Raw genomic sequence first — 20,726 nt, 5'->3', positions numbered from 1 at the left:
AGACCGACCAGACCGACCAGACCGCCCGCGCCGAAGAGGCCGACCCCGCCGACCCCGCAGATCAGACCGGCGAGACCGGCCGTACCGACCAGACCGACCAGACCGACCAGACCGACCAGACCGCCCGCGCCGAAGAGGCCGACCCCGCCGACCCCGCAGATCAGACCGGCGAGACCGGCCGTACCGACCAGACCGGCGGGACCGGCCGTACCGACCAGACCGGCGGGACCGAGCGCGTCGAACGGGCGCGCGAGGCGTCCGTCGGCCGTACGGGCGGACCCCCACGGTCCACCGAAGCCCCCGCCGGCGCGGCCTCCGAAGCCCCGGTCGGCGCCCGGGCGTCCCTCTTACCCAAGAGCCCCGGCTCGAAGGTCCCCACCATTCCGAGGCTGCCCGGCCCGCGCCGCCCGCGCCGCGGCTCATCCGGCGCCCCGGACGTTCCTCCGGGAGGCGGGCGGGGAGGCGGGCGGGGAGACGACCCCGGAGGCGACCCCGGAGGCGGGCGGGGAGGCGACCCGGGAGGCAGCCGGGGAGGCGACCCGGGAGACACCCCGGCCTGACCGCGTTCCGCCGCCGGTCCGCGTCTACGGGAGCGCAGGTCGACGGGGGTGCCGCCCGGCCCTTGCCCGGCGTGGCATTTGTTTTGACCGGAGTCCATGCGATAGGTACGCTCAGACCTTGTGCCTGGGGTGTGCCTGGGCTCCTGTGCGTGTCCTCAACCGCATGGCGAGTCCACCAAGGGCCACCGTGATCTGCGCCCTTTTCCGCCTTCCGGTGGAAGTCCGCAGCATTCGACACACCCGACCGCGTGGGTCGGCGACGTTCCAGGTTAGCTTTACTACACGGCACACAGAAACCGGAGAAGTAGTGCCTACGATCCAGCAGCTGGTCCGTAAGGGCCGGCAGGACAAGGTCGAGAAGAACAAGACGCCCGCACTCGAGGGTTCCCCTCAGCGCCGCGGCGTCTGCACGCGTGTGTTCACGACCACCCCGAAGAAGCCGAACTCGGCCCTGCGTAAGGTCGCGCGTGTGCGTCTGACCAGCGGGATCGAGGTCACCGCTTACATTCCGGGTGAGGGACACAACCTGCAGGAGCACTCCATCGTGCTCGTGCGTGGTGGCCGTGTGAAGGACCTGCCGGGTGTTCGTTACAAGATCATCCGCGGTTCCCTCGACACCCAGGGTGTCAAGAACCGCAAGCAGGCCCGCAGCCGCTACGGCGCCAAGAAGGAGAAGTAAGAATGCCTCGTAAGGGCCCCGCCCCGAAGCGCCCGGTCATCATCGACCCGGTTTACGGTTCTCCTCTGGTGACCTCGCTCATCAACAAGATCCTGCTCAACGGCAAGCGTTCCACCGCCGAGCGGATCGTCTACGGCGCCATGGAAGGCCTCCGCGAGAAGACCGGCAACGACCCGGTCATCACGCTGAAGCGCGCCCTCGAGAACGTCAAGCCGTCTCTCGAGGTCAAGTCCCGCCGTGTCGGTGGCGCCACCTACCAGGTGCCGATCGAGGTCAAGCCCGGTCGCGCCTCCACTCTCGCGCTGCGCTGGCTCGTGGGCTACTCGCGCGCCCGTCGCGAGAAGACCATGACCGAGCGCCTCATGAACGAGCTGCTGGATGCCTCGAACGGCCTCGGCGCTTCGGTCAAGAAGCGTGAGGACACGCACAAGATGGCCGAGTCCAACAAGGCCTTCGCGCACTACCGCTGGTAGTCGCACCCACATCGAGACCGAGAGAAGACTGAAGCCTTATGGCTACCACTTCGCTTGACCTGGCCAAGGTCCGCAACATCGGGATCATGGCCCACATCGACGCGGGCAAGACGACCACCACCGAGCGCATCCTCTTCTACACCGGTGTTTCGTACAAGATCGGTGAAGTCCACGACGGCGCCGCCACGATGGACTGGATGGAGCAGGAGCAGGAACGCGGCATCACGATCACGTCCGCCGCGACGACCTGCCACTGGCCGCTCGAGGACGTCGACCACACCATCAACATCATCGACACCCCGGGCCACGTCGACTTCACCGTCGAGGTGGAGCGTTCGCTCCGCGTCCTCGACGGCGCCGTGACCGTGTTCGACGGTGTCGCCGGTGTGGAGCCGCAGTCCGAGACCGTCTGGCGTCAGGCGGACCGCTACGGCGTTCCGCGTATCTGCTTCGTCAACAAGCTCGACCGTACGGGCGCCGAGTTCCACCGCTGCGTCGACATGATCAAGGACCGCCTCGGCGCGACCCCGATCGTCATGCAGCTCCCGATCGGTGCCGAGGCGGACTTCAAGGGCGTCATCGACCTGGTCCGCATGAAGGCCCTGGTCTGGTCCGCCGAGGCGGCCAAGGGCGAGATGTACGACGTCGTCGACATCCCGGCCACGCACACCGAGGCTGCCGAGGAGTACCGCGGCAAGCTGGTCGAGACCGTCGCCGAGAACGACGAAGAGATCATGGAGCTGTACCTGGAGGGCGAGGAGCCCACCGAGGAGCAGCTGTACGCGGCCATCCGCCGTATCACGATCGCTTCCGGCAAGTCGAAGGACACCACGGTCACCCCGGTGTTCTGTGGCACCGCGTTCAAGAACAAGGGTGTTCAGCCCCTGCTCGACGCGGTCGTCCGCTACCTGCCGTCGCCGGTCGACATCGAGGCCATCGAGGGTCACGACGTCAAGGACCCGGAGGAGGTCGTCAAGCGCAAGCCGGCCGACTCCGAGCCGCTCGCCGCCCTGGCCTTCAAGATCATGAGCGACCCGCACCTCGGCAAGCTCACGTTCGTCCGCGTGTACTCCGGCCGCCTGGAGTCCGGCACCGCCGTGCTGAACTCCGTCAAGGGCAAGAAGGAGCGCATCGGCAAGATCTACCGCATGCACGCGAACAAGCGTGAGGAGATCGAGTCGGTGGGCGCCGGTGACATCGTCGCCGTCATGGGTCTGAAGCAGACCACGACCGGTGAGACGCTGTGCGACGACAAGAGCCCGGTGATCCTGGAGTCCATGGACTTCCCGGCGCCGGTCATCGAGGTCGCGATCGAGCCCAAGTCCAAGGGTGACCAGGAGAAGCTGGGTGTCGCCATCCAGCGTCTCGCGGAGGAGGACCCCTCCTTCCAGGTGCACACCAACGAGGAGACCGGCCAGACCGTCATCGGCGGTATGGGCGAGCTTCACCTCGAGGTGCTCGTCGACCGCATGAAGCGCGAGTTCAAGGTCGAGGCCAACGTCGGCAAGCCGCAGGTCGCGTACCGTGAGACGATCCGCAAGACCGTCGAGCGCGTGGACTACACCCACAAGAAGCAGACCGGTGGTACCGGTCAGTTCGCCAAGGTGCAGATCGCGATCGAGCCGATCGAGGGCGGCGACGCCTCGTACGAGTTCGTCAACAAGGTCACCGGTGGTCGTATCCCGAAGGAGTACATCCCTTCGGTCGACGCCGGCTGCCAGGAGGCCATGCAGTTCGGCATCCTCGCCGGTTACGAGATGACCGGTGTGCGCGTGACCCTGCTCGACGGTGCCTTCCACGAGGTCGACTCCTCCGAGCTCGCGTTCAAGATCGCCGGTTCGCAGGCCTTCAAGGAGGCCGCGCGCAAGGCGTCCCCCGTGCTCCTCGAGCCGATGATGGCCGTCGAGGTCACCACGCCCGAGGACTACATGGGCGACGTCATCGGTGACATCAACTCCCGCCGTGGCCAGATCCAGGCCATGGAGGAGCGGGCCGGCGCCCGGGTCGTCAAGGGCCTGGTGCCGCTTTCGGAGATGTTCGGCTACGTCGGAGACCTCCGCAGCAAGACCTCGGGTCGCGCAAGCTACTCGATGCAGTTCGACTCCTACGCCGAGGTTCCGCGGAACGTCGCCGAGGAGATCATCGCGAAGGCCAAGGGCGAGTAACTCTCCCGAGTTCACGCTTTAGGCTTGTCACCGGATTACCCGGGGCGTTCGACGCGGATCGTGACGAACGCCCCGGGACCCGGCATCCCAGCAAAGATCACCTGGCGCCGATGAGTAAGGCGTACAGAACCACTCCACAGGAGGACCCCAGTGGCGAAGGCGAAGTTCGAGCGGACTAAGCCGCACGTCAACATCGGCACCATCGGTCACATCGACCACGGTAAGACGACCCTCACGGCCGCCATTACCAAGGTGCTGCACGACAAGTACCCGGACCTGAACGAGGCCTCGGCCTTCGATCAGATCGACAAGGCTCCTGAGGAGCGGCAGCGCGGTATCACCATCTCCATCGCGCACGTCGAGTACCAGACGGAGTCGCGTCACTACGCGCACGTCGACTGCCCGGGTCACGCGGACTACATCAAGAACATGATCACCGGTGCGGCGCAGATGGACGGCGCCATCCTGGTGGTCGCCGCCACCGACGGCCCGATGCCGCAGACCAAGGAGCACGTGCTCCTGGCCCGCCAGGTCGGCGTTCCGTACATCGTCGTCGCCCTGAACAAGGCCGACATGGTGGACGACGAGGAGATCCTGGAGCTCGTCGAGCTCGAGGTGCGTGAGCTCCTCTCCGAGTACGAGTTCCCGGGCGACGACGTCCCGGTCGTCAAGGTCTCGGCGCTGAAGGCGCTCGAGGGCGACGCCGAGTGGGGCGAGTCCGTCCTCAACCTGATGAACGCCGTCGACGAGGCCATCCCGCAGCCGGAGCGCGACGTCGACAAGCCGTTCCTCATGCCGATCGAGGACGTCTTCACGATCACCGGTCGTGGCACGGTCGTCACCGGTCGTATCGAGCGCGGTGTCCTGAAGGTCAACGAGACCGTCGACATCGTCGGTATCCGTCCGGAGAAGACCACCACCACGGTCACCGGCATCGAGATGTTCCGCAAGCTGCTCGACGAGGGCCAGGCCGGTGAGAACGTCGGTCTGCTCCTCCGTGGCATCAAGCGCGAGGACGTCGAGCGCGGCCAGGTCATCATCAAGCCCGGTTCGGTCACGCCGCACACCGAGTTCGAGGCCCAGGCCTACATCCTGTCGAAGGACGAGGGTGGTCGTCACACCCCGTTCTTCAACAACTACCGCCCGCAGTTCTACTTCCGTACCACGGACGTGACCGGCGTCGTGACCCTCCCCGAGGGCACCGAGATGGTCATGCCGGGCGACAACACCACCATGACGGTCACGCTGATCCAGCCCGTCGCCATGGAGGAGGGCCTGAAGTTCGCCATCCGTGAGGGTGGCCGGACCGTCGGCGCCGGCCAGGTCACCAAGATCAACAAGTGATCATCGGTTTGACCTGGTAGCTCCCCGGAGCATCAGCGAGGGCCCCGCACCGAATGGTGCGGGGCCCTTCGCGTCGTTCACGCCCGCCGCGCCGTCGTTCCCTGTCCTCGCGTGACGCCGCCGTTCTGGCGTGACGCCGCGGTTCCCGGGTGACGCCGCCGTTAGGGCGTTACGCCGCGCCCGTGTGCGACGCCCAGGACCAGGGGTAGGCGTCCGCGCCGATGCCGACCGCCAGCGCGCCGTTCGGGCCCAGGCGGAGCGCGGCCGACTCGATGGCCGCCACGCCCTGCGTACGGGTGGAGACGCGGCCTCCCACCCGCAGCTGGACGCGGCCGCGCAGGTCCTTGCCGAGCAGCACCGGGCCCTTGGGCGTGCCGGCGGCGGCGACCGGGCCGTAGCCGTCGAGGGCGACCCTGCTGGGGGCGCCGCCGTCGAGGCGTACCGCTGTCAGCTGCTTCCGGGTGGGCTCGCGGTAGTAGAGCTCCAGGTCGCCGCTGGGCGTGGTCGCCACCGCCAGCGGGTCGCCGGAGGCAGGCAGGGTGCCGGCCGGCCGGAACGTGACGGGTGCGCCGGGCGCGTCCTGCGTCCAGTGGTGCACGTTCTCCCGGCCCGTCGCGAACACGTGGACCCGCCCGAACCGGTCCACGGCCGCCGCGAGGCCGTCCTGGACCTCCTCGCCCGCGAGGTCCCGCCAGCCGCCCCAGGCGCCGTCGGCCTCACGTACCCGGGTGCTGACGCCCTTGTCCGCGTTCCGCACGAACAGGTGCACGCGCCCGTCCGGGGCGGTCACCGCGACCGGCACGCCGAGCCGCCGCCCCCGGTCGTCGTGCCGTTCCGGGTTGCCGAGGCCCCGCCATGCCAGGAACGCGCCGCCCGGTTCCGCCTGCTCCAGCAGCACGACCTCCCGCTTGTTGGCGCCGCCGTGCCCGCCGAGCGCCGCGAACCGCAGCCCGAACAGCAGCTGGCGGCCGTCCGGCAGGGACGCGGCCCCCAGGCCGGGTGCGAGCGGGCCGCCGCCCAGGTCGCCGGGCTCGCCCCACTGGCCGCTGCCCGCCTCGGTCTCGCGCCAGCGGACCGCGCGCAGGCCCAGCACCCCGTACACGGACAGCCGTCCGTCCGGGTCGGCGGCGACGGCCGGACCGGTGTGCGGGAAACGGTGGTGGGTCGCCCGGACCCAGCCCTTCTTGTTGGTGAGCGGACGGTCGCCGCCGACGCTGTAGTCGCCGCAGCCGGCGCTGTTGCCGCAGTCCCAGTCCGGGTCGCCGCCGTACGGGACGAGGTGTCCGGCCTTCTCCTTGAGCACGGCGGTCGGCAGGTTCTTGGGCCAGTGCCGGTTGTAGTAGCCGCGGAACGAGGTGGTGACGAAGCCGGGGACCGCGCCGCCGTCGCGGGTGGCGTCGGCGACCCAGCGGACCATCGCCGCCCAGCTGAAGCAGGCGACGGCGGTGTGGTCGCCGTGGTCGGAGTAGCCGGCCTGCTCGGAGTCCCGCTTACGGGTCTTCTCGTCGCTGTGCTGGATGTCGGGGTCCGGGTCGAGGGTGTGGATGACCGTCGGGCGGTAACGGTCCATCAGCCCCACCAGGACGTCGATGAGCCCGTCGTAGTCGTAGTCGTCGGACCTGCGCACGGGGGAGTCGGTGGCGATGACGGTCCGCAGGCCCAGGGCACGGTCGTGCCACAGGCTGGGCAGCGCCATCCAGCGGCGCGGCGTGTGCATCGCGAGGTTGAGATAGATCAGCTCGACCCGGCGGCTGCCGTTGGTGAGCGTGTTGAGCTCGGCGCGCCGGTCGCCGCGCAGGGTCACCACGCCCTTCTGCCAGGGCGTGAACTTGTCGAGGCCGATGAGCGTCGCGTACGCCTGGCGCAGGCCCTGATGGCGGGCGGAGGAGTAGGCGGCCGGGTCGGCGACGGGCTCGCCCCCGCCGGGTATTCGGTTCTTGCCGGTGTGCTCGCCCGCCGTGACGTACACGCAGACCAGCGGGACGCCGGCGTCCAGCATGCGCTGGCAGTCCGGGTTCATGAAGTACAGGTCGTCGTCCGGGTGGGCCAGGATCTGCATCAGCTGGGCCCGCCGCGTACGGGTGATCGGCATGCCGGGCGCGGGATCCGCGGTGGGCCCCGTGCGCCGGGGCGCGGGCACGGAACACCCGGTGACGGCGGCGAGCGCGACGGCCACGGCCGACCCCAGGACCCCGCGCCTGCCCGGCCGGAAAGCCGCCCGGAAAACGGCAGGGCGCAGCCCTGACCCCCGCGTGTCGTTCACTTGTCTCCCCCGCGCTGCGTGCCGTGGTTCCGCCGTGGTGCCTGTGCGGCGGCGGCCGGCTGGTCGAAAGCCGCGCACTACCGCGACCAGCTAGACGGAGGAAGTCCACCGGGGGTTGCTCGTACGGTCATGTGATGTTCGCAAGATCACACGCCGGGCCACGGGACCGGGGTGACGGGGTGACCGGGGTGACCGGGGTGACCGGGGCGGGACGCTCGCCCTGTGCGTCATCGTGGCGCCATTCGGGGCCTCCCGGACCCCGCCGGTACCGCCGGGGCCGCCCTCGGGGTATGCGACCTTGCATGGGGTGGTTCCACCGGGTGCGCGGCTCGGCCGCATGGCGCGGCTACCGGCGCGGCAAGGACCTGGAGCTGATGCACCGGGCGATGGGCTTCGCCGCGCTCGGGCTGCTCACCCTCGTACCGCTGCTGATCGTGGTCGCGGCGGCCGACCCGGTGGGCGGGCAGGGGTTCGCGCAGTGGCTCGCGGAGGGGCTCGGTGTCGCCGAGGCGTCGCGGGACGAGCTGCAGACCCTGTTCGCGCCGCCGGGCAAGGCGCTGGAGACGACGACCGGGTTCGGTCTCGCGGCGCTCGCCGCCTTCGGCGTGACGTTCGGCGGAGTCGTGGAGACGGGCTACGAGAAGGTGTGGGAGGTGACTCCGGCGCGCTGGCACACGATGTGGCGCCACCTGGTCTGGCTCGCCGCGCTCGTCGCCTACCTCCTGTTGTCGGCCTACGTCGCCACGGACTCGGCGGACGCGGGCGAGGTCGTCTGGCGCGGCACGGTCGCCGTGGTGAGCGCCGTCCTGTTCTTCTGGTGGTCGCAGCGGCTGCTGCTCGGCGGCCGGGTCCCCTGGGCCGCGCTGTTCCCTGGAGCCGTGGCGACCGTCGTCGGACTGACCGGCCTGTGGGTCTTCTCGCACCTGGTGTTCTCGCCGCTGATCGCGTCCAACGCGGTGACGTACGGCCCGGTCGGCACCGTGCTCGTCGTGCAGTCCTGGCTGGTGGGGGTGGGCTTCGTCGTGTTCGGCGGCGCGCTCGTCGGGCGGCTCCTGTACGAGGAACGCTGGCTGCTGGCCCGCGCGGCGCGGCGGGCGGCACGACGGGTCACCGGGCGGCGGGCCCCGGTCGGGAACGCGGGCGGGAACAGGGGCGGGGGCTCTCCGGTGGAGTGAGCCCGCGGCTCACCACAGGGTCGGTACGTCGCCGCCCTCCGCCCAGGTGAGCGTCACGCCCGCCAGGCCCCGCAGCCGACGGGCGGCGAGGGCCGCGAGACGGTCACGGTCCGGCGGGGTGGCGCCGAGCCCGATGGCGTACGTGACGGATGCCGGACCCGTGGCGTACGGGCGCGGCCACGCGTGCGCGTCGGGCGCGCCCGCCTCCTCCAGATCGTTGAGCAGGGCGCGCATACGGCCCCGGACACGGCCCTCGACGGGACCCGTCGGCATGGTGAGCACGGCCCAGGCGGCGTGCCGGCGGTGCAGGGGCGGCGGGGAGAGCAGCTCCGGCCACGGATCGGCGCCCGATCCCGCCGCCGCCTCCACGATCTCCCAGGCCCGGAACAGCTCCTGGACGAGCAGGTCACGGCCGCCGGGGCCGACCTGCTCGGAGCAGGGACGCACGGGTGCGGTGGGGGTCAGCACGGTCACCGGCAGCCCGCCGGTGGGCTCCGCGCCCGGGGCGGTGGGCTCCGCGCCCGGCGCCGTCACCGGGTCGCGCCAGTCCCAGGCCGCCCATGTCGCGAAGAAGCGCCGGAGCAGCTCGCCCGGGAGCAGGGCTCCCGCCTCGCGGACCGTCCGCGCGGCCAGCACCGACCAGGCGAGCCCCGGGAGCCCGCCGAACGGCGCCGTGTCCAGGCCCCGCACCCGCGCCCAGTCCTTCACGCCCCGCGCCAGCGCGGTGAACGCCTCCCGCCGGTCGCCGACCGCCGCCACGAGCGCGTCGGCGTCGCTCACCGCGCTCAGCGCGACCCCCGCCGCGTCGCCCAGCTCGGCCCGCCGGGCCACCGCCTCGCTCGGCGGCACCGCACCGGAGGCGACGACGACCAGGTCCACGCCCAGGCCGTCCACACGGAACCGCAGTCCGGGCACCCGCGCCCCGACCACCTCGCGCACCCCGGTCGCGTCGGGCAGCGCGGCCACCACCCGGGCCCGTACCTCGTCGAGGTCCACGGTGTCGCCCGGGACCACGGCCACCAGGTCCAGGTCCGCCCCGGGGAGGGCGCAGCCCATACGCCGGGAGCCGACGACATGCACGACCGCGCCGCCCTGACCGGCCGCAGGCCCCTGCCCCGCGCCCCGACCGGCGCTGTGACCCATGTCCGGTGCCAGCGCCTCGGCCACCCGCCGCGCGGTCAGCCGGGCGTACTCGGCCCGGGTCGCGTCCTCCCCGCCCGCGCCCCCGGCACCAACCGCCGCATCACGACCCGCCTCAACACCATCCAAGTCCTCAAGACCACCCGAGTCCTCAAGACCACCCGAGTCCTCAAGACCACCCGAGTCCTCAACACCGCCCGAGTCCTCGACCCAGCGCACCTCCCCGGTGCCCAGCGCCACCGTCGCCCGTACCGCCATCGGCTCGTCGCCGCGCCGTGACAGCAGCACCAGCTCACCGACCCGCGCCGACAGCGGGCCCGCCTCGGCCAGCAGGGCCGCGCACTCGGCGGTCAGCTCGTGCGGGTGCCGGGTACGCCCCAGGCTCAGGTGCGGGGTGTAGCCCCGCCGGTGACCCCGGCAGCGCGGGAACCGCTGCTCCAGCAGCCGCCGCAGCTCCGCCCAGGGTTCCTCGCCGGCCGCCGCCGGGTCGAGCCACACGGTGGCGTCATCGCGGTGCCCGAAGCTGTGCACGCCCTCCAACCGGGCGTCGAACGGGTCGACCGCGCCCACCGCAGCGCTCAGCAGGGGAGCGGCGGCCTCGAAGTGCGACTCGGGAACGAACCCGAACAGCAGGTTCACGTGCGGCGGCCAGCGCCGCACCTGCGGGTCGTGGTCGCGGCGGATGTCCTGCAGGGGCGGCCACAGTTCACGCGGCGGCAGCCAGGCCACGGCCGTACGGGGTGTCGGGCGGGAGTCCAGCACGCCGGCGGGCACCGACGCGGCGCCGATACCGATACCGATACCGGCACCGATGCCGCCCGCGTCCCCGCCCCCGCCTCCGTACCCGCCTCCGCCCCCGCCTCCGTCGAGACTCAGGTCGACCTCCACGCCGTAGTGGTCGGAGACGTACAGCCCGTCGGGACCGCCGACGGGCGCGTCCCCGATCAGCGCCGCCCCGTCGACCCGGAGGGCGTCCGCGCGCAGCAGGACGCGGTCGAGCCGCGACGCCCGCCCGGTCAGCGACGACACGGCGGCCAGCGGGTTGACCCCCGGGTCGAACGTCGGCGTCCGGTCGTCCGGCCCGTGCACCTCGCTCCAGGCGTCCCGCATCCCGAGCGTCGTCTGCGGCAGCTGCCCGCCGTCGTTGAAGTCGCCGACCAGGACCACGCCGGCGTCGACGCCCGCGAACCCCTCCGCGAGCCGGACGAGCTCGGTCTCGCGCCGCCCCGCGCCGTCCTCGGAGTGGTCGCTGCTCAGATGCGTGGCGGCGACGACCAGCGGCCCGGCGCCCGTCTCCACGACGATCGCCGTGGCGGCCTTGTGCGGGCCCAGCACATGCGTCGCCGCCTCCCGCACCGGCACCCGGCTGAGCAGCAGCAGCCCGCAGTCCTCGACGTCCCGCCCGCCCGGATCGGTGCCCACGACGTACTCGCCGCGCACCCACTCCGCCGCCAGCAGCATGCGGAGCAGTTCCGCCTCGACCTCCTGGAGGGCGATGACGTCCGCGTCGGCGTCCCGGAGCGCCGCCAGCAGCAGCGGGCGGCGCCGGGCCGTGTCGATCCGGTCGCTGTCGTACCGGTCCCAGAGGGTGTTCCAGGTCAGTACGCGCAGGCCGGCCGTGGCCGGTACGCCACGGGGCCCGGCCGTCGGGCGCCACGCGCCGCGCTCCCATCCGTACGGCGACCGGGCCGTGAAGAACGGCGCCCGCAGCAGCCGGGCCTCCCGTACCCGCCCGGCCTCGGTGTCGTCGATCCGGTCGACGCCCGCCGACCGGTCCCAGACGACCTCGCCGTCGGCCTCGAAGAACAGCACCCGGTGCCACGGGATCTCGCCGCCCGGCACGAACGCCGACAACGGCATCCGCTTCGGCGGGGCGCCCCGCTGCGTCACTCCCACCACGAACCGCGCCGGGTCGAAGCGCGCGTCCCAGCGGACCCGGTGGTAGATCTCCTCGCTCGTCCGCACCCGCTACGCCTCCTCCTCGACGGTGCCGCTCGCCCCGATGTACCAGGTGCGGTGCGCCTGGCCCGGGTACGGCGGGACGAACCGGCGCAGCTGCGCGTCCAGCACCTCGGGCGGCACGGGGTGCGGGCGGACCGCGTTGCGCCGTACGAGCTCGTCCTCGTCCACCAGCGCCACCGCGTGGGTGACCAGCGCGTCGCGGCGGCGGGCGACCGCGTGCACCAGGGACCGCTGGTGGGGGTTGAGCGACGTGGCGTCCCACACCACGGTGCCACCGCGCGGATCGGCGAGCGCGGTGTCCAGCCGCCGGAGAGCGGCCCGCAGTACGTCGTTGTTGCCCCGCTGGTCGGCCCGCCCGCCCCGCTCCTCCCGCAGATCGTCCAGCGACACCGACGCGTCGACGCTCCTGAGCCGCGCAGCGAAGGAACTCTTCCCGCTCCCGGACGGCCCGACCAGGTGCACGAGGCGGGGAAATTGCCCGTCGCGCCAGCGCCAGGTGGCCGCGACGGCCTCGTCGGCGGTCGAGATCCGCCCCCGCGCGTACGCCTCGCGCGCCTCGCCCCGGCACCGCGCGGCGACGTCGCCGCCGAGCCCGTCCAGCGGCGGTGGCGCGAGCGCCTTCACGTCCTCGGCGTGCAGCGCCGACCACTCGACCTGCTCGCGGGCGTGGGCGTCGGGCGCGACCGCGGCGGCGACCGTGTGCAGGGTGCCCAGGTCGACGGCGTACGACATCCGTACGAGCCCGGCCCTGCGTGCGTCGTCCGGGTACGGCAGGTGCAGGCGGGCCTGCAGCCCGACGAGATCGGCGACGCGCCGCGCGAGGGGCAGCCCCAGGGCAGGGGCGAGCCGCCCGGCCAGCGTCGCGCGCCGCTCCAGGTGCAGCAGTGCGGCGAGGACGCCCGCGAGCCGCGCGTCCCCGGTACCGCCGAGCCGCGCCCCCACCTCGCGGACGGCCGTGCCGTTCCGCTCACCCGCGGCCGGGTCCACGTCCATGCCCACGGCGGTGAGCAACGCGTCCGGGTCGGGCACGCCCCCGGACCGCACGTCCCACAGGGCGGCGCCCGGACCGAGCCGGTTGGGCACGACGGCGGTGTGCATCCAGTGCGTGCCGGTCCGCACGTGTCCGGTACGCACCCACTTCGCGACCCGGTGCCGGAACTCGCCGGCGCCGAAGCCCGCGACGGTCCGTACGACGTATCCCTCGTGCCGGCCGGTGTCGAGCCTCAGCCGCCGCAGCGCCCGCTCGTCGAACACCCCGCGCCACAGCACGGCGGGTACGGGCACGCCGAGCCCCCGCAGAAACGCGACGGTCCGGTCCCAGCCCAGGCACCGCCCGTCGGCGTCCCAGACGGAGAACCCGTAGAAGTGGCTGTCGAGCGAGTCGTACGCGAGCGAATGGCGGGCGTACATGTTCTCGCCGCACACCCGCCACCCGTCGGGAATGCCGGCCCCGATCCGCCCCTGCAACGCCTTGACCCAGGCCCGCGACGGATGGTGCGCCGAATCCAGCGACCGCGCGTGCAGCCCGTCGGCGTACAGCGTCGTGTTCTCGCCGTCGAGCTTCTCCGTGACGACGACCTCCCGCCCCACGAACCCCGCCAGCCCCGAGACCCGCACGTCATCGGCCGTCACGCCCGGCGACCACGGCAGATGCGGCGTGCGCGGATAGTGCGTCCGCATAGTGATCGGCCCCCCGAGTCCGGCGTGTGGTGCCGGGCCACTGTAGGGAGCGGAGCAAGGCTGGATCGACCGATTAACCGTCGCTGAAGACGTCTTCGGCGACGACGGCTGTCGCGGCGCGGGCGAGCCAGCCGCGCATGATCTCGGGATCCCCGCAGCCGGTGACGCGCTCGCGCACATCATCGGTGACCGTGATTCCCCGCTGCTCCAGGAAGAGCAGCAGTGCGTCGGCCTGGCCCTGCAGACGGCCCTCGTCCCGGATCTCTTCCGAGAGGGGCGACTTGTAGAAGGAAAGGTCCACGGCCACCAGGTTCCTCCAGATACGCGCGGCCGGGCGCGTGCCCAGGCCCTGTGCGGTGAATTCGATGATCGGAGCGGCGAGGTCTTCCGGCACGTCCTGCAGCGCGGTGCACAGCGCCTTGAGTATCGCATCGACCGACCGGTGGGACACATGCGTGATCGCGGCCAACGTGGCGAGCGCCAGGTCGTCGAACGCCTCCGCCGGATCGGTGATCACCGGCATGTTGTGCGGGCCGGCGACCAGGGGGCGCACCGTGAGCGATCTCCACTGCGGGGGGCCGATGTGCACCGGCTGAGAGGCCCACTCGGCCGTGGCGTGGTCCTGGCAGACCACCAGCAGCACAGGTGGCTGCCGGTACTTGTTGTGGAGGTAGGCGAGGTAGTACGCCCAGCTCGCAGGCTTGGACAGGTCCCTTTTCCCCTGAGCCTCGACAGCGAGCAGAAACGGCCCGTCATCGTCCGTCTCGAACCGCAGCAGCGTGTCCACGCGGCGCTCGACGGGCCGGGTCTCGGTGAGGTCGGTGGGCAGGACGACGATGGAAGCGGGCTGGGCGAAGGCTACGCCGAGGACCTTGGAGACGCCGAAGAAGAGCTTCGGGTACTCCTGGAAGATGCGGTGCATCGCCTCATGCGGCGAGCTGACCATACGGATTCCCCTCTGGAACGGGATGACGAGGTGAGCGTAGAGGTCGAAATTGCATATGCCGTGGGCAAGTTGGTCATATTTACCCAGAGGAGTGAGCCCCCCGGTACGAGATCCAGCTCGGCCCCCACCGCCGGGCGAGGCCCCGGGTTTTCCACGACACCCCGCCGATCCGCCCGCGAGTCCGTCACCGCGACGCCCGTCACGCGACCGCCGCCCCCTCTCCCTTGCCGCTCCCACTGGTACGAGTAGGGCTCTGCGTGCCCCGTGACGAAACCGAGCCCTATCCCCCGGCGTACCGGTCGTCCCTCAGCCGTCCAGTCTGATCGCGTTCTTCGCCCGGTCCACCGACTCCTCCGAGGCCGGCGCGCCCGGGTTCTCGGTCGCCAGCGCCTGGTTCAGCGCGACGAACGGGCGCATCCGCTCCTCGTACGCGGCGAAGCCGGCCACGTGGTCGCCGCCCGCCTTCGCCAGCGCGTCCGCCAGGACGTACGCCCCCACCAGCGCCAGGCTCGTGCCCTGGCCCGACAGGGGAGACGGGCAGTAGCCCGCGTCGCCCAGCAGGGTCACCCGGCCCCGTGACCAGTGGTCCATCCGTATCTGGGCGATCGCGTCACAGAAGAAGTCGTCCGCGTCCCGCGCGTACGCCGCGAACCTGCGGGCCTCGGGCCAGGTCATGGCCTCCGCCTGCTCCACGACCAGGTTCCGCAGCCACTGCGTGTCCCGGCGGTCGCCGTCCAGCCGGGCGGAGTCGAAGCCCAGCGCCACGCGCAACTCGGCGTTGCCGCGTACCGTCATCGCGGCGAAGCCGCGGTCGGGTTCCCGCAGCCACACCTGCCAGTCCTCCAGGCGCAGGAAGTTCTCTGCCGTGAAGACGGACAGGTAGACGCCCATGTGGTGGCTGAACCGCTCCTCCGGACCGAAAGCCAGGCGCCGCACCCCCGAGTGCAGCCCGTCCGCGCCCACGACCAGGTCGAAGACGCGTGCCCGGCCCTGGCGGAAGGCGACCTGTACGCCTTCCGGGCCCTCATCCAGCGCGTCGAGCGCGTCGTCGTACACGTACTCCACGCCGTCCCGCGCGCACCCGTGCAGCAGCCTCACCAGGTCATCGCGCATCAGTTCGATGTCCGCGCTGTCGAGGCGACCGCTGCTGCGCGCGTACTCCGTGCTGCGGTGCACCTCGGTGCCGTCGGCGGCCAGGACCGACATGCCCCGCATGTGCGTGCGGTGCTCGCGCGCCGCCTCCAGCAGGCCCATCCGCTCGACGACGTCCAGGGCGACGCCCCGGATGTCGATCGCCTGCCCGCCGCGCCGGGGCGCGGGCGCCCGCTCGACGACCGTCGGCGCGAAGCCGTGCCGTCGCAGCCAGTACGCCAGCGCGGTCCCGGCGATGCCGCCCCCGGAGATGAGCACGGTCTGCATGTCTGCCCCCTTCATACGGTGTACGCGGCTGAATGTACGGCGTACGTTCAGGCGCTTCAACCGGCGTTCCGCCGTGCTGTACTAGGGCAGGAGAGGTCACCGGGCTCATCGCGGCCGGTAGGCTCTGCACTAGTACAGCTCTGATGTCTGGGAGAAAAAATGGCTGCCTCAGGCGGCGACGTCGCCCCGCCCCCGCCCTACCTCCGCATCGCCGCCGACCTCCGGCGCCGCATCACCGGCGGCGAGCTCTCGCCCGGGGACCGCGTTCCCTCCACCCGCCGCCTCGCCGAGCAGTGGGGCGTCGCACTCGCCACCGCCACCAAGGCGCTCACCACGCTCCGGCTGGAGGGGTATGTCGAGGCGAGGCCCCGCGTCGGGACGGTCGTCGCGCGGCGGCGTGCCCCTGAGCCCAAGGCTCAGCCGGTGGCCCCGGACCAGGACCTCACCCGCGAACGCGTCGTCCGCGCCGCCATCGAGATCGCCGACACGGAGGGGATCGGGGCCCTGTCGATGCGCGGTGTCGCGGCCCGCCTCGGCGTGGCCGCCATGTCTCCGTACCGCCACGTCGGCGGCAAGGACGAACTGGTCCGGCTCATGGCCGACGCCGCGTACGGCGAGCTCGGCTACCCCGACACGCTCCCGCCCGGCGGATGGCGGGCCCGCGTGGAGCTCGGCGCTCGCACACTGTGGCGGCTCCACCGGCGCCACCCGTGGCTGGCCCACCTCGGGCCGGTCACCCGGCCGCTGATGCTGCCGAACCTCCTCGTGCACGGGGAATGGCTGATCGCCGCCCTGGAGGGTCACGGGCTGGACGCGACCACCCGCATGAACATGCACGTGATGGTCTTCCTCCACGTCCAGGGCGTCGCCGCCAACCTGGAGCTGGAGGCCCAGGCGCGGGCGGCGACGGGACAGACCGGGGACGAGTACATGGACGGCATGGCCCCGGCCATCGACGGCCTGGCCGCGTCCGGCCGCCTCCCGGCCCTCACCCGCCTGCTGGCGGAGTTCGCGGACTCCGGCTACGACCTCGACCTCGACGCCCTCTTCGAGCTGGGCCTCCGCGCACTCCTCGACGGACTGGCCCCGACGCTGGAGCGACACCCCCGGCAGTGACCGCCCCGGCCGAACCGCCGAGCAGGCCGCCGGGCCCGTCGGCGGGCGAACCGGCGAGCAGACCGCCGGGCGAACCGGCCGCCGCCCCGTCACGCCGTCGTGCCGCGCCGCCCCGGCCGAACCGCCGAGCGGACCGGCAGGTGTGCCGCCCCGGCCGCCCCCGCCGACCCGCCGCCCCGGCCGCCCCCGCCGACCCGCCGCGCCGGACGCGCGCCGTCGGGCGGACCGCGTGGCTCGGTTTGATCGACATCGCGCCCGGGGTAAGCTCTTCGGCTCGATTGGCGGGCACCCCGCCCCGTATGGCAGACTGTCCGGGTTGCTCGGTTGAGTGCCGATGCTGCGCGCCTCCCGCCGGGAGGACCGGAAGCGAGTCCCACAGTACTCGTCGTCCCATGTATGCCATCGAAAGATGCAGGGGCGGACGTACGGGAATCTTCCGGGAAGTGTCAGCGGGGCGCCGACCAGGCACCCGGTGGGTGTTCTCCCCCGGCTCGCGGTCCTCGGCCCGCACCCCCTTGGTTGGGAAATCCTTCGGGAGATCTTCGTAGAGGGAGTGCGACACGCCCGACCGCGTGGGTCGGAGAGGACGTGAAGCCCATCAGGTTCCAGAGCGTTACGAGAGACAGGACTACTGAGTAGCCATGGCGGGACAGAAGATCCGCATCCGGCTCAAGGCCTACGACCACGAGGTCATCGACTCCTCGGCGAAGAAGATCGTCGAGACGGTGACCCGCACTGGTGCGTCGGTCGCGGGCCCGGTGCCGCTGCCCACTGAGAAGAACGTGTACTGCGTCATCAAGTCGCCGCACAAGTACAAGGACTCGCGCGAGCACTTCGAGATGCGCACGCACAAGCGCCTCATCGACATCCTCGACCCCACGCCGAAGACGGTCGACTCGCTCATGCGTCTCGACCTGCCGGCGGGCGTCGACATCGAGATCAAGCTCTGAGGTGACGCGCGAGATGGCTAAGAACATTAAGGGCGTCCTGGGCGAGAAGCTCGGCATGACCCAGGTCTGGGACGAGAACAACCGGGTCGTCCCGGTGACCGTCGTCAAGGCCGGGCCCTGCGTCGTCACCCAGGTCCGCACCAACGACACCGACGGCTACGAGTCGGTCCAGATCGCCTTCGGCGAGATCGACCCGCGCAAGGTGAACAAGCCCCTCAAGGGCCACTTCGCCAAGGCCGACGTCACCCCGCGCCGCCACCTGGTGGAGCTCCGCACCGCTGACGCCTCCGAGTACACGCTCGGCCAGGAGATCACCGCCGAGGTCTTCGAGGCCGGCGTGAAGGTCGACGTCACCGGCAAGAGCAAGGGCAAGGGCTTCGCCGGTGTCATGAAGCGCCACAACTTCCGTGGCCTGGGCGCCGGACACGGCACCCAGCGCAAGCACCGCTCGCCCGGTTCCATCGGTGGCTGCGCCACCCCGGGCCGCGTGTTCAAGGGCCTCCGCATGGCGGGCCGCATGGGCAACGAGCGGGTCACCACCCAGAACCTGACCGTCCACGCCGTTGACGCGGAGAAGGGTCTGCTGCTCATCAAGGGCGCGGTCCCCGGTCCGAACGGCGGCCTCGTCCTGGTCCGTACCGCGGCCAAGGGGGCCTGAGGTAACCGATGAGCACCATTGACATCCTTTCGCCGGCTGGCGACAAGGCCGGGACCGTCGAGCTCCCCGCGGAGATCTTCGACGCGAAGACCAGCGTTCCGCTGATCCACCAGGTCGTCGTCGCCCAGCTGGCCGCTGCCCGTCAGGGCACGCACAAGACCAAGACCCGTGGCGAAGTCCGCGGTGGCGGCAAGAAGCCGTACCGCCAGAAGGGCACCGGCCGCGCCCGTCAGGGTTCGACCCGCGCTCCGCAGTTCGCCGGCGGTGGCGTCGTCCACGGCCCCGTGCCGCGTGACTACTCGCAGCGCACCCCGAAGAAGATGAAGGCCGCCGCCCTGCGCGGTGCCCTCTCGGACCGGGCCCGCCACTCCCGTATCCACGTCGTCACCGGCGTGATCGAGGGCGAGGTCTCCACCAAGGCCGCGAAGACGCTGTTCGGCAAGATCTCGGAGCGCAAGAACCTGCTCCTGGTCGCCGAGCGCTCGGACGAGGCCGCGTGGCTGTCCACCCGCAACCTGCCCCAGGTGCACATCCTGGAGCCGGGCCAGCTGAACACGTACGACGTGCTCGTCTCCGACGACGTGGTCTTCACCAAGGCCGCCTTCGAGTCCTTCGTGTCTGGCCCCAAGGCCGCTGAGACCGAAGGGAGCGACGCCTGATGACTGAGGCCGTCGTCACCAGCAAGACGTTCTCGGACCCGCGCGACCTCCTGGTCAAGCCGGTCGTCTCCGAGAAGAGCTACGCGCTGCTGGACGAGAACAAGTACACGTTCATCGTCGACCCGCGCGCCAACAAGACCCAGATCAAGCAGGCCGTCGAGGCGGTCTTCTCGGTCAAGGTCACCGGGGTCAACACGATCAACCGCCAGGGCAAGCGCAAGCGCACCCGCACCGGTTTCGGCAAGCGTGCCAACACGAAGCGCGCCATCGTGACCCTCGCCGAGGGCGACCGTATCGACATCTTCGGCGGTCCGACCGCCTAAGGGCGGTCTGGATCGTCCGGAATCGGACGAGGACTGAGAAATGGGTATCCGCAAGTACAAGCCGACGACCCCGGGCCGTCGTGGCTCCAGCGTCGCCGACTTTGTCGAGATCACGCGGTCCACGCCGGAGAAGTCGCTGGTCCGCCCCCTGCACAGCAAGGGCGGCCGTAACAACACCGGTCGTGTGACCGTCCGCCACCAGGGCGGTGGCCACAAGCGCGCCTACCGTGTGATCGACTTCCGTCGTCACGACAAGGACGGCGTGCCGGCCAAGGTCGCTCACATCGAGTACGACCCCAACCGCACCGCGCGCATCGCGCTGCTCCACTACGTGGACGGCGAGAAGCGCTACATCATCGCCCCGCGCGGCCTCTCGCAGGGCGACCGGGTCGAGAACGGCCCCGGCGCCGACATCAAGCCCGGCAACAACCTGGCCCTCCGCAACATCCCGGTCGGTACCACGATCCACGCGATCGAGCTCCGTCCCGGCGGTGGCGCCAAGTTCGCCCGCTCCGCGGGTGCCTCCGTGCAGCTGCTCGCGAAGGAGGGCCAGATGGCCCACCTGCGCATGCCGTCCGGTGAGATCCGCCTGGTCGACGTCCGCTGCCGCGCCACGATCGGCGAGGTCGGCAACGCCGAGCAGTCGAACATCAACTGGGGTAAGGCCGGCCGCAAGCGCTGGCTGGGCGTTCGCCCGACCGTCCGCGGTGTGGCGATGAACCCGGTCGACCACCCGCACGGTGGTGGTGAGGGCAAGACCTCCGGTGGTCGCCACCCGGTCTCCCCGTGGGGTCAGAAGGAGGGTCGTACTCGTTCTCCCAAGAAGGCGAGCAACAAGTACATCGTCCGCCGCCGCAAGACGAACAAGAAGCGCTAGGAGCGGGTTTAGATGCCGCGCAGTCTCAAGAAGGGGCCCTTCGTCGACGACCACCTGATCAAGAAGGTGGACGTACAGAACGAGGCAGGCACCAAGAACGTCATCAAGACCTGGTCCCGTCGCTCGATGATCGTCCCGGCCATGCTCGGCCACACGATCGCGGTGCACAACGGCAAGACCCACATCCCGGTGTTCGTCACCGAGTCGATGGTCGGCCACAAGCTCGGCGAGTTCTCGCCGACTCGCACCTTCCGCGGCCACGTCAAGGACGACCGGAAGTCGAAGCGCCGCTAATCGCGGGGTGGAACGACTAATGACTTACACCGAAGGGACAACC

General features: G+C 71.2%; 17 protein-coding genes and 1 pseudogene. 13 read left to right on the top strand and 5 right to left on the bottom strand.

All coding sequences use genetic code 11. The features are described 5' to 3' along the window. The 5 genes and pseudogenes from ACGF5U_RS10645 to tuf all read left to right on the top strand — a co-directional run. Positions 1 to 560, top strand: a pseudogene (locus ACGF5U_RS10645) (hypothetical protein); the annotation flags it as partial. Positions 561 to 867: 307 nt separating this feature from the next. Continuing rightward, positions 868 to 1,239: a 30S ribosomal protein S12 gene (gene rpsL / locus ACGF5U_RS10640; RefSeq protein ID WP_003948652.1), complete on the top strand. Its 372-nt coding sequence runs from the start codon at positions 868 to 870 to the stop codon at positions 1,237 to 1,239. A 2-nt stretch (positions 1,240 to 1,241) separates the two neighbouring features. Next, complete coding sequence (gene rpsG, locus ACGF5U_RS10635) at positions 1,242 to 1,712, top strand: 30S ribosomal protein S7 (RefSeq protein ID WP_031076642.1); 471 nt, start codon at positions 1,242 to 1,244, stop codon at positions 1,710 to 1,712. A gap of 38 nt (positions 1,713 to 1,750) precedes the next feature. Beyond that, positions 1,751 to 3,877, top strand: coding sequence for an elongation factor G (fusA, locus tag ACGF5U_RS10630; protein ID WP_392715916.1), 2,127 nt, complete (start codon positions 1,751 to 1,753; stop codon positions 3,875 to 3,877). A gap of 150 nt (positions 3,878 to 4,027) precedes the next feature. After that, on the top strand, positions 4,028 to 5,221 hold the full coding sequence (gene tuf / locus ACGF5U_RS10625) for an elongation factor Tu (RefSeq protein ID WP_392715914.1): 1,194 nt from the start codon (positions 4,028 to 4,030) through the stop codon (positions 5,219 to 5,221). Between the two features lie 169 nt (positions 5,222 to 5,390). Here the strand turns inward: tuf and ACGF5U_RS10620 are convergent, their stop codons facing one another. Further along, complete coding sequence (locus ACGF5U_RS10620) at positions 5,391 to 7,397, bottom strand: PIG-L family deacetylase (RefSeq protein ID WP_392715912.1); 2,007 nt, start codon at positions 7,395 to 7,397, stop codon at positions 5,391 to 5,393. 389 nt (positions 7,398 to 7,786) lie between these two features. Between ACGF5U_RS10620 and ACGF5U_RS10615 the strand changes: the two genes are divergently transcribed. After that, positions 7,787 to 8,659 (top strand): YhjD/YihY/BrkB family envelope integrity protein, encoded by an 873-nt coding sequence (locus ACGF5U_RS10615; protein ID WP_392715910.1) that lies wholly within the window; start codon positions 7,787 to 7,789, stop codon positions 8,657 to 8,659. Positions 8,660 to 8,668: 9 nt separating this feature from the next. Here the strand turns inward: ACGF5U_RS10615 and ACGF5U_RS10610 are convergent, their stop codons facing one another. The 4 genes from ACGF5U_RS10610 to ACGF5U_RS10595 form a co-directional block, all read right to left on the bottom strand. Further along, a complete protein-coding gene (locus tag ACGF5U_RS10610; RefSeq protein ID WP_392715908.1) occupies positions 8,669 to 11,764 on the bottom strand; it encodes a poly(A) polymerase in 3,096 nt (1,031 codons plus the stop codon). 3 nt (positions 11,765 to 11,767) lie between these two features. After that, positions 11,768 to 13,441, bottom strand: coding sequence for an RNA ligase family protein (locus ACGF5U_RS10605; protein WP_392715906.1), 1,674 nt, complete (start codon positions 13,439 to 13,441; stop codon positions 11,768 to 11,770). A gap of 73 nt (positions 13,442 to 13,514) precedes the next feature. Further along, positions 13,515 to 14,387: a hypothetical protein gene (locus ACGF5U_RS10600; RefSeq protein ID WP_392715904.1), complete on the bottom strand. Its 873-nt coding sequence runs from the start codon at positions 14,385 to 14,387 to the stop codon at positions 13,515 to 13,517. 306 nt (positions 14,388 to 14,693) lie between these two features. Then, positions 14,694 to 15,806 (bottom strand): FAD-dependent monooxygenase, encoded by a 1,113-nt coding sequence (locus tag ACGF5U_RS10595; protein ID WP_392715902.1) that lies wholly within the window; start codon positions 15,804 to 15,806, stop codon positions 14,694 to 14,696. A gap of 159 nt (positions 15,807 to 15,965) precedes the next feature. Here ACGF5U_RS10595 and ACGF5U_RS10590 point away from each other — a divergent pair, with 159 nt between their 5' ends. The 7 genes from ACGF5U_RS10590 to rpsS all read left to right on the top strand — a co-directional run bounded on the left by ACGF5U_RS10590 (position 15,966) and on the right by rpsS (position 20,683). After that, the gene (locus tag ACGF5U_RS10590; protein WP_392715900.1) at positions 15,966 to 16,922 is read left to right on the top strand and encodes a GntR family transcriptional regulator; all 957 of its coding nucleotides are present in this window, start codon (positions 15,966 to 15,968) and stop codon (positions 16,920 to 16,922) included. A 641-nt stretch (positions 16,923 to 17,563) separates the two neighbouring features. Continuing rightward, complete coding sequence (rpsJ, locus tag ACGF5U_RS10585) at positions 17,564 to 17,872, top strand: 30S ribosomal protein S10 (RefSeq protein ID WP_003948644.1); 309 nt, start codon at positions 17,564 to 17,566, stop codon at positions 17,870 to 17,872. Positions 17,873 to 17,885: 13 nt separating this feature from the next. Next, the gene (rplC, locus tag ACGF5U_RS10580; RefSeq protein ID WP_290111852.1) at positions 17,886 to 18,530 is read left to right on the top strand and encodes a 50S ribosomal protein L3; all 645 of its coding nucleotides are present in this window, start codon (positions 17,886 to 17,888) and stop codon (positions 18,528 to 18,530) included. A gap of 8 nt (positions 18,531 to 18,538) precedes the next feature. Next, positions 18,539 to 19,189: a 50S ribosomal protein L4 gene (gene rplD / locus ACGF5U_RS10575; RefSeq protein ID WP_392715898.1), complete on the top strand. Its 651-nt coding sequence runs from the start codon at positions 18,539 to 18,541 to the stop codon at positions 19,187 to 19,189. Further along, the gene (gene rplW / locus ACGF5U_RS10570; protein WP_106677948.1) at positions 19,189 to 19,512 is read left to right on the top strand and encodes a 50S ribosomal protein L23; all 324 of its coding nucleotides are present in this window, start codon (positions 19,189 to 19,191) and stop codon (positions 19,510 to 19,512) included. Before rplD ends, rplW begins: the two co-directional genes overlap by 1 nt. A 40-nt stretch (positions 19,513 to 19,552) precedes the next feature. Beyond that, entirely contained in the window at positions 19,553 to 20,389 is an 837-nt protein-coding gene (rplB, locus tag ACGF5U_RS10565; RefSeq protein ID WP_356734352.1) for a 50S ribosomal protein L2, read from the top strand. A gap of 12 nt (positions 20,390 to 20,401) precedes the next feature. Continuing rightward, positions 20,402 to 20,683 (top strand): 30S ribosomal protein S19, encoded by a 282-nt coding sequence (gene rpsS, locus ACGF5U_RS10560; RefSeq protein ID WP_003948639.1) that lies wholly within the window; start codon positions 20,402 to 20,404, stop codon positions 20,681 to 20,683. Positions 20,684 to 20,726: the final 43 nt, after the last annotated feature.

Origin of the sequence: Streptomyces sp. NPDC047886 (assembly GCF_043204435.1) — a bacterium.
Classification (GTDB): domain Bacteria; phylum Actinomycetota; class Actinomycetes; order Streptomycetales; family Streptomycetaceae; genus Streptomyces.
This window is presented reverse-complemented; position numbering and strand designations above follow the sequence as displayed.

What these genes read in the sequence shown, in the direction of transcription:
- ACGF5U_RS10615 (WP_392715910.1), top strand. Translation starts at nt 7,787, where the DNA reads ATGGGGTGGTTCCACCGGGTGCGCGGCTCGGCCGCATGGCGCGGCTAC.
- rpsJ (WP_003948644.1), top strand. Translation starts at nt 17,564, where the DNA reads ATGGCGGGACAGAAGATCCGCATCCGGCTCAAGGCCTACGACCACGAG.
- ACGF5U_RS10605 (WP_392715906.1), bottom strand. Translation starts at nt 13,441, where the DNA reads ATGCGGACGCACTATCCGCGCACGCCGCATCTGCCGTGGTCGCCGGGC.
- rpsS (WP_003948639.1), top strand. Translation starts at nt 20,402, where the DNA reads ATGCCGCGCAGTCTCAAGAAGGGGCCCTTCGTCGACGACCACCTGATC.
- ACGF5U_RS10590 (WP_392715900.1), top strand. Translation starts at nt 15,966, where the DNA reads ATGGCTGCCTCAGGCGGCGACGTCGCCCCGCCCCCGCCCTACCTCCGC.
- rplD (WP_392715898.1), top strand. Translation starts at nt 18,539, where the DNA reads ATGAGCACCATTGACATCCTTTCGCCGGCTGGCGACAAGGCCGGGACC.
- rplB (WP_356734352.1), top strand. Translation starts at nt 19,553, where the DNA reads ATGGGTATCCGCAAGTACAAGCCGACGACCCCGGGCCGTCGTGGCTCC.
- rplC (WP_290111852.1), top strand. Translation starts at nt 17,886, where the DNA reads ATGGCTAAGAACATTAAGGGCGTCCTGGGCGAGAAGCTCGGCATGACC.
- fusA (WP_392715916.1), top strand. Translation starts at nt 1,751, where the DNA reads ATGGCTACCACTTCGCTTGACCTGGCCAAGGTCCGCAACATCGGGATC.
- rpsG (WP_031076642.1), top strand. Translation starts at nt 1,242, where the DNA reads ATGCCTCGTAAGGGCCCCGCCCCGAAGCGCCCGGTCATCATCGACCCG.
- ACGF5U_RS10595 (WP_392715902.1), bottom strand. Translation starts at nt 15,806, where the DNA reads ATGCAGACCGTGCTCATCTCCGGGGGCGGCATCGCCGGGACCGCGCTG.
- rplW (WP_106677948.1), top strand. Translation starts at nt 19,189, where the DNA reads ATGACTGAGGCCGTCGTCACCAGCAAGACGTTCTCGGACCCGCGCGAC.
- ACGF5U_RS10600 (WP_392715904.1), bottom strand. Translation starts at nt 14,387, where the DNA reads ATGGTCAGCTCGCCGCATGAGGCGATGCACCGCATCTTCCAGGAGTAC.